The organism is Alkalibacillus haloalkaliphilus C5, assembly GCF_000269905.1.
Classification (GTDB): domain Bacteria; phylum Bacillota; class Bacilli; order Bacillales; family Alkalibacillaceae; genus Alkalibacillus; species Alkalibacillus haloalkaliphilus_A.
Genome location: NZ_AKIF01000104.1, coordinates 1 through 10532 on the forward strand (window position 1 = coordinate 1; position 10532 = coordinate 10532).

12 protein-coding genes and 1 pseudogene are annotated in these 10532 nt (G+C 39.2%); 6 read left to right on the forward strand and 7 right to left on the reverse strand.

From position 1 onward, the window contains the following. Both A194_RS0111050 and A194_RS0111055 read right to left on the reverse strand, forming a co-directional pair. A partial coding sequence (locus tag A194_RS0111050; RefSeq protein WP_017186906.1) for a metal-dependent hydrolase family protein occupies nucleotides 1-1039 on the reverse strand: 1039 nt, incomplete at its 3' end. Between the two features lie 12 nt (nucleotides 1040-1051). After that, complete coding sequence (locus A194_RS0111055; RefSeq protein ID WP_017186907.1) at nucleotides 1052-2218, reverse strand: hypothetical protein; 1167 nt, start codon at nucleotides 2216-2218, stop codon at nucleotides 1052-1054. A gap of 251 nt (nucleotides 2219-2469) precedes the next feature. Here A194_RS0111055 and A194_RS0111060 point away from each other — a divergent pair, with 251 nt between their 5' ends. Continuing rightward, complete coding sequence (locus A194_RS0111060) at nucleotides 2470-3273, forward strand: DUF2935 domain-containing protein (protein ID WP_017186908.1); 804 nt, start codon at nucleotides 2470-2472, stop codon at nucleotides 3271-3273. Between the two features lie 80 nt (nucleotides 3274-3353). On the opposite strand, the gene A194_RS0111065 is transcribed toward A194_RS0111060, so the two are convergent. Together A194_RS0111065 and A194_RS0111070 are read right to left on the reverse strand one after the other, a co-directional pair. Further along, the gene (locus A194_RS0111065; protein ID WP_017186909.1) at nucleotides 3354-4037 is read right to left on the reverse strand and encodes an RluA family pseudouridine synthase; all 684 of its coding nucleotides are present in this window, start codon (nucleotides 4035-4037) and stop codon (nucleotides 3354-3356) included. Between the two features lie 146 nt (nucleotides 4038-4183). Next, a complete protein-coding gene (locus tag A194_RS0111070) occupies nucleotides 4184-5200 on the reverse strand; it encodes a nuclease-related domain-containing protein (RefSeq protein ID WP_017186910.1) in 1017 nt (338 codons plus the stop codon). Nucleotides 5201-5289: 89 nt separating this feature from the next. On the opposite strand from A194_RS0111070, the gene A194_RS0111075 reads away from it, so the two are divergent. From A194_RS0111075 to A194_RS0111095, 5 genes are all read left to right on the forward strand, one after another. Further along, complete coding sequence (locus tag A194_RS0111075) at nucleotides 5290-5832, forward strand: hypothetical protein (RefSeq protein ID WP_017186911.1); 543 nt, start codon at nucleotides 5290-5292, stop codon at nucleotides 5830-5832. A gap of 113 nt (nucleotides 5833-5945) precedes the next feature. Continuing rightward, entirely contained in the window at nucleotides 5946-6458 is a 513-nt protein-coding gene (locus tag A194_RS0111080) for an RNA polymerase sigma factor (protein WP_017186912.1), read from the forward strand. Further along, the gene (locus A194_RS19445; RefSeq protein WP_017186913.1) at nucleotides 6451-7326 is read left to right on the forward strand and encodes a hypothetical protein; all 876 of its coding nucleotides are present in this window, start codon (nucleotides 6451-6453) and stop codon (nucleotides 7324-7326) included. The genes A194_RS0111080 and A194_RS19445 overlap by 8 nt, the downstream gene beginning before the upstream one ends. 209 nt (nucleotides 7327-7535) lie before the next feature. Then, complete coding sequence (locus tag A194_RS0111090; RefSeq protein WP_237718764.1) at nucleotides 7536-8474, forward strand: hypothetical protein; 939 nt, start codon at nucleotides 7536-7538, stop codon at nucleotides 8472-8474. A gap of 125 nt (nucleotides 8475-8599) precedes the next feature. Continuing rightward, complete coding sequence (locus tag A194_RS0111095) at nucleotides 8600-9355, forward strand: DUF2087 domain-containing protein (protein WP_017186915.1); 756 nt, start codon at nucleotides 8600-8602, stop codon at nucleotides 9353-9355. A 104-nt stretch (nucleotides 9356-9459) separates the two neighbouring features. Here the strand turns inward: A194_RS0111095 and A194_RS0111100 are convergent, their stop codons facing one another. The 3 genes and pseudogenes from A194_RS0111100 to A194_RS0111110 form a co-directional block, all read right to left on the reverse strand. Further along, a complete protein-coding gene (locus A194_RS0111100; protein WP_017186916.1) occupies nucleotides 9460-9750 on the reverse strand; it encodes a hypothetical protein in 291 nt (96 codons plus the stop codon). A 185-nt stretch (nucleotides 9751-9935) separates the two neighbouring features. Further along, entirely contained in the window at nucleotides 9936-10220 is a 285-nt protein-coding gene (locus tag A194_RS18235; RefSeq protein WP_017186917.1) for a hypothetical protein, read from the reverse strand. Between the two features lie 70 nt (nucleotides 10221-10290). Continuing rightward, nucleotides 10291-10532: pseudogene (locus A194_RS0111110) on the reverse strand (hypothetical protein); the annotation flags it as partial.

Below are 10532 nucleotides of genomic sequence, written 5' to 3' on the forward strand. Positions count from 1 at the left end.
GGTCCATGCCTGCATCTCGCATTAATGCTAACTCACGTAAGTTCGTGCCATGCTTCATAACACCAGCATCAGTTCCCATTGCGATTTTAACACCTTTGTCGTAAGCTCGTTTGAAACTGATCTTATGTTGTTCAATCACTTCTTCTGTTTTATCGACTGCTGATTGTGGCATTCCTTTTTCATCGGCTGTTTCTAAAACAGATACAGGTGCGAGTAATGTTGGCACAAGGAATGTTCCGTTTTCGACCATTAAGTCAGCCGCTTCATCGTCAATGAAAATACCATGCTCAATTGAATGGATCCCTGCCTTAACCGCATTTTTAATCCCTTCAGCACCTTGCGCATGTGCCATCACTTTAACACCTTTACGGAAATGAGCTTCTTCAACAATTGCCTCTAATTCTTCTAACGAGAACTGAGTGAATTCTGGGTGGTCTGTCGGGCTTAATACACCACCTGTAGCGTGTACTTTAATAACATCTGCACCAGCTCTAAGCATTTCGCGCGTCTTTTTACGAACTTCAGCTACTCCGTCGCAACGTCCATCTGGCATTCCGCGGTGACCGGATGGTAAAATGTCAATGACATCACCATTTAATTGCGTACCATCACCATGACCTCCCGTAATGGTTAGAGCATTGACACTAATTTGTAGACGCGGGCCTATAATTAATCCATTGTCAACAGCTTGTTTTACACCTAAATCTGTTCCTAACGCATCACGAACAGTCGTTACGCCTGCTTGAACCGTATTGTTTAAATACTCTTGAGCTTGGTAATACATATATGAAAATGGCGTTGTTAAACGTTGCGAAAGTGGTGAATATTCCATCATCATATGAACGTGAGTATCGATTAACCCCGGAAGTACAGTTCCTCCTTTAGCATCAACGACTTGTTCATCACCTTGTCTTTCATAATTTTCGCTAGGTCCTACAAAAGCAATTTTGTTATCTTCAACGACAACGACTTGACCTTCTTTCGGTGCTGCACCTGTTCCATCAATTAATAATGCATTTTGAATTAATTTTTTAGTCATATAGCATCCTCCTTAAAGTGTTTGAATTAATATTCCTGCAATAACAACTGAAGCGATTGTTACTGTCGTAAAACCACCAATTAACATCGGAGATAGTAACTCATCGAAGATCATCTTCTCTTCTTCTTCGTTACGAGCTGCACTTCGACTCACTTCTTCACAGACGATATAATCTCCTGGGAATCCAAATAGTGCCGTTAAGGCAACTGGCATACCTTTGTATGGGTGCCATTTCACTAACTTCGATGCGACATAACCACCAAGCGCAATACCAAACGTACCGATTAATAAAATAGTTAAGATCGCTGGTAAGTTATCGAGCACTTGTCCAGGTGTTACATCAGCCATTGTACCGATTACGACGAAAATAATAGCGATCATCGTCATCGTAAATGAGTTAGCATGACGTAATGATTCGTGTTTGTAAAAGCCGATTCTTAATCCGAAGATACCGATTGCTAATGCCCATAAACTATAATGAATGCCTGTAAATTGATCTAAAGCTACAGCAATCGCACCACCGACAAATACGGTAAACAAACGAATCGTTAAGCTATTTTTAACAGGATCTTTACTTGTCACTTCTTTTAAGTCTTCATCTTTTTTAACTGGAACGAATGTCCCTTCGTCAATTTGTTGTTGAATGACTTTCGCGTAACGTCTCATGAAATTAAGTGCTAGTGGCATACCAAGTAACCCTTGGAACGCGACGACTAACGCTGGGATCACAACGAGTGCTGTTAATCCGATCTCAGCTAGTTTTTCTGAAGTAATAATTAATGCGACGACACCACCACTTAGTGGACCAACGCCGGCGATCGCTGTTTCGTAATCAAAGAAAAATGTCACTGTCGAAATGACGATAATGCCTGATACGAGAACACCAGCTAAGCCGATAATTACAGCTTTATATTGTACTTTTAAAATCGCCATAGGAATTAACGTTCCCATATGAACAATTGCGACTGCAATTAAAATACCACCTAATGCCGCGAACTGTGATCGCTCTAATAGATCATCAGGAAAGATTCCTGTCCATACTAAAATTAAATAACCGACCATAGCGGTTAGAAGCATAGGCACTCTTGCTCGTGTCTTAATCGATAACCATTCACCGAAAGCAATAAGTGCAAAGATTAAGGTTGTTGCGATTAATGGTTCATTGATGAGTTGGCCCAATGTTTACCCCTCCAAATTAGTTTTAAAGATGACTATATCATCGGCCAACACGGTTGTCTATATCTTTTTTCTGATTATTTTAGCAGTTTGAAAAGTTGTGACTTTAAAACACATCAGCGGAGCTCATGCATGACTTGAAGGTAATCGCTTACATCACTTGTGAATATTCATAATATTCAGTTTGTAATTTTAGTGGTAGTCATGTTCAGTTTTGAATATATTTTACAGAACACTAACAAGGAGTGACTTTTATGAAAAGTAGTTTTTTGGAAAGTGCGATGTTTGAACATGAATTTTGGTTACAAGTTTTAGGAGATCATGCTCGGTTTATTCGAGATTCACTTTACCCCACCGAAGAAGATGATGTTGAGATTGCTGAATATTTTATCGATGAGTTTGATCGATTGTTGGAAAGAGCACGTCGATTGAGTGAAAACGAGGTGATTTCCTTTACTCACGAAACTGCTCAAGCGACAGAACAAATGCGAAACTTTAAGTTATCGATTATTTCAAGACATCTAATCGGCGATATCGGAATCCACTTATCACCTACTTTTATTAATCATATGGTCAATGAATTGCAAGAATACCAGCATGTGATGAAGTATTTAAGTGAAGGGCAAGCGCCACCCGTGTTCCATGAGCTGCATCACCATTTAGTTTGGTTATTGGATGCCTCAGGTCACGCGGGTGCAATCAATGATGATCTAGATGCTGTTGAAAAGCGGCTTCAAGAAAAAAGTGACAAATTCCGTGAACACTTCGACCAATTTTACATAAAGGCAGTTGAATTAACCGGCTATTTACGCTCAAATGTTGAGAGCTTCCCCGCATTAGACCGATTTAATAGTGATGTTGAAGTTGAGCTTAATTTATTTAGAACGTTTTTAAGTGAAATTGAGGAGATGGAATTGTCGAATACGGTGTTAAGTACTTTTTCAGAGTTGATGGCTGATCATATGTACCGAGAAGAATGTTATTACTTAATGAAACTAGCTGAATCATCTAATACGACAGCCCCTGATTGTGACCCAACTGCTCCGCGAGTGGAATAAAAAAATGGCGAACGCTTCAGTTAGCGTTCGCCTTTACTTATTTTACAATTACTGACCCTCGGAATATTTGAGGATTCTTTTTATAAGTGGTCTTTAAATGATTGCCACGGTTTTTCGTTCGGAGGTGTCGATGTGAACTTCTTTCCTTCCTTTAATGTTGGGTGTTCTAATCCAAGCTGATGCGACCAAAGAGCAATTTGTTGGCCTGGTTTGTTTACTTTCGCCCCATACTTTTGATCACCATAAAGCGGGCAACCAATGTTCGCAAGCTGCACGCGAATTTGGTGCGGACGGCCTGTATGTAAATTCACTTTAACGAGCGATAATCCTTTTTCATGACCGAGCACTGTGTATTCGAGTACAGCCTTTCTCGCTTCGTTGTAGTCTTTTGATGTGACATAAACTTGGTTTTTGCGTTTATCTTTATAAAGATAGTCTTCTAAGCGAGCCTGCTGCTTTTCAGGGAAACCTCGAATCACCGCAAGATACTCCTTCGTCATCGCATGGCGACGAACTTGATCCGACAATCTAGATGCAGCCTTCGACGTTTTCGCATACACCATCACACCACCAACTGGGCGGTCTAGCCGATGCACAAGTGCAAGATAGACATTACCAGGCTTTTGATCACGTTCTTTTATAAAATCTTTTAACGCCGTCAACAAATCAAGATCCCTCGACTCATCCCCCTGCACCGGCATATTGACAGGCTTCTCAACGACAAGCAAATGATTATCCTCAAATATAATACTAAAATTATTCATTAAAATACTCCTTTATAACGATGTAGTTCATATATTAGCATAAAATGAGGTGCGAGAGGTTGTGAGAGCTATGGTTGAGGCTTGGTATTCGGTAGTTATTGGTGTCTATTCGGTAACTACCGCACCCTATTCGGTAATTATTTCTTCTATTCAGCATTAACTCCTTCTATCCGGCACTTATTTAAGTAAATAGTCAAAGTCTTTTTGCATTCGTAATTCATAAGGTATTTTCTACCTATTGTATTCCCTTTAGTTTCAAAGTTTTGTTGCTGTAAGAAGTACTTCGCTAGATTATCAGACTCCACCCTCAAAAAATCCCTCACCTCCCTATTCGTAATCTCATCCCCTTTTAATAGAAAAAAGTCTTTAAAGGCATTTTCGTGTGCGTCGTGGCTTCTGAATTTACAGCGGCGGCACTGCCATCTGCGCCTAAGACGGATCATGATGCTTGTCTTACAGTAGGGACAAAAGATGCCTCTTTTGTAATCGTCAAAATGGATTCGGAAGCTTTTCTCGATGTTGTAATTTTTGAAGTTGTGGTGGTCTTTCATTTTGTGAGCAAGTCGGGATGTGGCGTCTACTGGCATGATTGGCTCGTGGTATTTTTGTGAGATGTCGCGAATTTTTTGGGTCAATTGTGAGATTGGTATGATGTGTTCGCGGTGTTTTTCTGAAGTGATGTCGAGGGTGGCTTTTGGATTGGCCATAACGACTAAGGTTTCGATTGGCAATCTGTGAACACTAGAAAAGCCGAGCCACTGGAGTTGCTGTTGTTTTTGTTCTTCGACTTGGATGACGGGGTCATCGTATGTGTGGGTTTCGCCATCGACTGTTTGGATCAATTGGTTGAAAGTCGGATTAATTGAAATAATGCCCGTAAAGTTTTTCACTTCTAAAATGAGTGCGAACCGCTCAGTCAACAATAACGTATCCATCTGAAAATAGTTTTGGAAAAGGCGTAAGCGAAGGTCGTGCAAAATGAAGTGTGGAAAGTCGAGTTTGCTTAGTGGGTAATCGACACGCAGTTCACCTGCGTAGCCGGATCGTTCGCGGTAAAGTTCTGATTCTACTTGGTGATAATCTGGGTGATGCTCAAAAAGACGATTATGAGCAGCTGCTAACTTTAATAGTTTAGCAGGAAATTCATGCTCTTTTACAATCAAAATAATCACTCCTCTTATTCAGTTTTCGTCAAATATTATACCACATTTTATGGTACAATTTTACAAGACGTTAACTTAGGAGTGTTTGCATGAAAAGGTTGTTATTGCTATTATTCTTTGCCTTTTTAGTCGGTTGTACTTCCACAGCTGAATATGATTTAGATGATGTTGTCGCGGAAGTTATGGGTGAAGAGGTGACGGCAGAAGACGTTTATTTATATCGGTATCACAGAGACCACTCTTTTGAACAGTCCGTCCGATATTATGCTCAACAGAAAATTATTGTGTTGAAGGCTAAAGAACATGGATTTAACATGACTGAACAAGAGATCGATGAGGAATTCGAAAGTGTTCGCGGTACTAGAATTTACGAACTTTTCTTAGAAGAATATTTGGCGTCGCTAGAAGAAGGTGCTGAAATGTTAAATATGGATGTTGATGAACTCACTCTTGAACGCTATAAAAGAGGCATCATCGAGTCCGAAAGCGCAACTTATTATTTTACAAATGTATTTTGTGAAAATACTACAATTGAACCATGCCCAGACACAACTGAAGAGTTCCATGAGAAAATGAACGAACACGTACGCAAACTGTATGAAGAGCATATTGAATATCGTTTCAATGAATAACACCCTTAGAAAAAGGGAATTGGTTAAGTAGCCAGTTCTTTTTTATTTTATATGACACAAACGCGAAACTTTGTCGTCTAATGTTATGAATCAAGGAATCGGAGGCAATAGACATGTCTAGAAAAGAAATCGTTTCCGACTGGTTTTACCAATACAAGCATGACGTTTATAACTTCTTAGTTTACTATACAGGTAAACGTGACCCTGAAGACCTCGTTCAAGAAGTGTTCATCAAGGCGATTAAAGGGTTGAACAAATTTGATGGCAAATCCAGTCCAAAAACGTGGCTATTTAGTATTGCGCGCAATGTCGCCATTGACGATATCCGCAAGAACAAGCGCCGCGGTATGGATCAAAATGTAGATTTAGATGAAGCATACAATATCGGGCATCATGTCACACCTGATGCGATCGTACAAGAAGATGAAGAAAAGCAGCAACTATACCGAGCGATCAACTCGCTCAAATCCAACTATCGTGAAGTGATCATTTTACGAGCTATTAAAGAACTAAACGTCTCCGAGACTGCATCTGTATTAAATTGGTCAAACCAAAAAGTGAGAACCACTTACTCACGGGCCCTAAAAGCGCTTGGAGAAGTCCAAGGAGGATTTCAAAATGAGTGAATTTAATGATAAAAATCTTGAAAAACAATTGAAATCTCTCCCTAAGCACAAAATGACTGATGAGCAAATCGAAAACATGCATGCTGAACTCATGAAAACAGCTGAACAATATGACCAAAAAGACAGAAGGAGGATTTTCATGCGACGCATAGCTGTAGGAGTGACGACGGCTGCGGCAGTATTTTTAATCGCGTTTATCGGAATGAGCTTTATGGGAGATGACGATCACGCTGACGAACCGATGGCAACTCAAGAGTCGGATGATTTTGATGGTGAAGCTTCGACATTTGAAAATCGTGTAGAAGAAGGCACTGCGGGGGATGAGGAAGCACGCGATGAATCTGAAGAAGCAGAAACTGAGGAAGCTGAACAAGATTCTGAAGCCATTGTCTTAGAACAATCTGAAAATATTACTGAGCATTTAGCGAATGAAGATTATAGTGCAATAGCAGATTTCGTTCATGAAGAGCAAGGCCTACTATTCTCACCATATATTAACGTAAGTGAAGACGATTTAATTTTCACAGCAGAAGAAGTCGCTAACTTTGAAACTGATGAGACAGTTTACCTATGGGGTACGGAAGACGGTAGTGGCAACGACATTGAGCTAACGCCGATGGAATATCATGAACAGTATGTATACCAACATGACTACACGAACCCTGATGAAAGATTAGTTGACGAATTTGAAGACCGAAGCATGATGGAAAACAACATCCAAGAATACTTCCCTGAAGCCCATGTCGTTGAGTACCACGTTGAAGGTTCAGGCGACATGGACTATGGTTCAATCAACCTTGTCTATGAAGAAAACAATGCAGGCGAATGGAAGCTTGTTGCGATTGTTAATGAAGAATGGGTTATTTAGATTAAAGCTTAGAGTGGGATTTTCCCATTCTAGGCTTTTTTAATTTGGATAGCTGGGGGATTCATGCTTCGTCCGTCAATTATGACCCTGCGTCCGACATTAACTCCGCTCCGTCCGACAATTATGACTCACCTCTCGCCCAACATTAAAAAGGAATACTCACTTAAAATGTCGAAGCTTATAAAAAAGACAATTTTCAAAAGGAGTTAATGATGAATATTTCTAAAGAAACTTTTCAAAAAACTGATGCTTGGATGAGAAGAAATGCACGTCCCTTAGAGCTAGCAAGATGGGAGTATCACTTCAAAGGTGGTTCAAAAGAAAATGTACTAGATCGCCTCTCTGCTTTTCAAAATGAAGATGGCGGTTTCGGCTATGGACTTGAGCCTGACTTTTGGAACCCTCATTCAACACCGATGGCGACTTGGGCTGCGGGGCAAATTTTAGTTGAGATTGGTGCACATCCAGACGAAAAACTGATACGACCCCTAACCCAATATTTAACTAATCTCCCACAAATCGAACCTGGCATGTGGCCGTCAGTTACACCTGAAAATAACAATTACCCACATGCATTTTGGTGGAAATGGCAAGAAGGAGCACAGCAATTTTGGCAGTTCAACCCAAGCGTGGAACTCGCTGCAATGCTGATCCACTGGTCACCACAAGATTCTAAAAGTGCTCAAATCGGTTGGCAAACCATTAAACTTGCAGTAGAACATCTTATGACAGCACCTCAAATGGATACACATGAAATTCAAAACTTTCAACAATGCATTAAACTTATGAGACCTTTTGAACAAACTTTTAACCAAGTCATTAACTATCAATTGCATGATGTCTCGGAAAAAGTAATGCAATTAGCTGAACAAAGCATTGAACAGGACCCAGCCGGTTGGGGAGAAGGTTATCAAACTCTGCCCCTAAATTATATAACAAATCCAGAGCATCCGCTGTGCAATCGGTTAGGCAATTTAGTAGAAAAAAATATCGAACTTTATATTAATGAAATGACTAGCGAAGGCATTTGGGATATTTCATGGGATTGGGAAGGCTTTGATCAAGAATTTGCAGTAGCTAGAAGACAGTGGCAAGGGATACTTGCTGTTGATCGCTTTAAAATATTGCGTAACTTTGGATGCTTGTAAAGGTGAGTGGCTTATGCCATTCATCTTTTCTTTTTGCAAACAAAACTAAAAATTGTTTGACTTAATTAAAACTTAAATGTATCATGTTTATAAATAAACAAACGAATTAAAAGGATGTTTACAATATGACTAACAACCAATTTTGGGATGCCTCCGTTGAAGAGTTAACGAAAGGCTACACCTACAACCAAAATCACGATACATACACTTGCCTCATCTGTGAGAAAACGTTTGAAAACGGGGTTATATATCCCATCGAAGACACATTGTTCGAAGCGAGAAAAGCAGCTGAAAAACACATCAATTCCGAGCACGGCTCTATGTTTCAGCACCTCACTTCACTCGATAAAAAATACACAGGTTTAACTGAACTACAACAAAACATTTTACAACACTTCAAATCAGGGCTAACGGATAAAGAAATCGCTAAACAGATTGAAGCTAAAAATACATCGACGATCCGACACCATCGCTTCAAACTTAAAGAAAAAGAAAAACAAGCACGAGTCTTTCTAGCAATTATGGAGTTACTCGACAAAGAACAAGACGACTCCAATTCATTTATCACTATTCATAAGGGGGCGACGATGGTGGATGAACGTTATGCCATTACTCAAGAGGAGAAAGAAAAAGTATTAAAAACTTATTTTGACAAAGGGTTAGACAAGCCACTCAAACAATTCCCAAGCAAGGAAAAACGTAAGATCATTATTTTGCAACATATCGCTACAAAATTTGACCGCGATCAAACGTATAATGAGTTTGAGGTGAATCAAGTGTTAAAGCAAATATATGATGACCATGTGACACTGCGCCGTTACTTAATTGAATATGGTTTTATGGAACGCAGTCGTGACGGTAAAGAATACAACATTAAATAAAGGAGAGTTAGAAATCAAATCAAAAAGGGACTTAAAATCTTATCTAAGCCCCTTTTTACCATCTTATTAGACTAACGCTCGGTGCTGCTTCAATAAGCTACATTTTATAAAAAAGCTAACAGAAAAACCATAAAAACAGCTATTGGAAATATAATAAACAGCCAATTGAACACTTGTAAAATTCGAACTAAAAAACTATGGTCTTCTCTTTTAAATTTTCTAATGTACACCAAAGAAATTAAAGCCACTATTGGCGTTAAAAAACCTAAAAATCCATAATTTGGTTCAGTAGCATCTAATAACTCTTCAATCAAAAATAAAGTAAAGATGATGTTGAGAAGAAGTAGTAACAATGGAATCCACAATTTAAACTTTTTCGATTTATTATGGGTCATACAAGATATCCCACCTTCCTTAAACATACTTCAACTAAACTTCCCGTTAGTGATTCAACTAAAGAAACCTTCCCTATGCTAATAATGATGAAAGATTTATCGGACCTTATTTAACTAAAGCTTCTCGTTAATATCGGTGGGATAGGTTCTTAAAATCCAAAGACCTCTCTTACTTTAAGTAGTTCTTATTCCTCTTGATTAACCAATTCAAATGACTCTTCAAAATCATTCCATTTTACTTCAACTTGGATTACCGCTTCTTCTTGTATTTGAGCACCGGTGCCACCACCACTAATTGTGAATGTGGAATCCTTCGGTGGTTCATCGAATTCCACACTCCTACTTCCGCCTTTTGCCCCTGCACCATAAGAAAACTCAAGTTTTTCTATTGATTGAACATCTTCCTTTGGCCCTTTATAAATGATTTCAAATTCAAAATCGGATTCATGGGTATACCTAAAAATATACAAGCATTTTTACTCATATGAATGCCTCCAATACACCTATAAATGGAACCTAGTTAGAGCTAACCTTCCGCCTTCACTCCTCAACCGACACATACCCTGTCTCTTCAATAATCCTTTGCCCTTGCTCAGACAAAATCCATTCAACAAATGGCTCTACTTTCTCGTGTTCATCTTCTAAATATATAGCATAAAACACATCAGAAACTGGATAGCTGCCATCTCGAATAGATTCCTGATCAGGATAAACACCGTCTATTCCAATAAAATCGATCTTTCCTCGGTCGACCATTTCAGTAGCAAAATATCGGAAAGTAT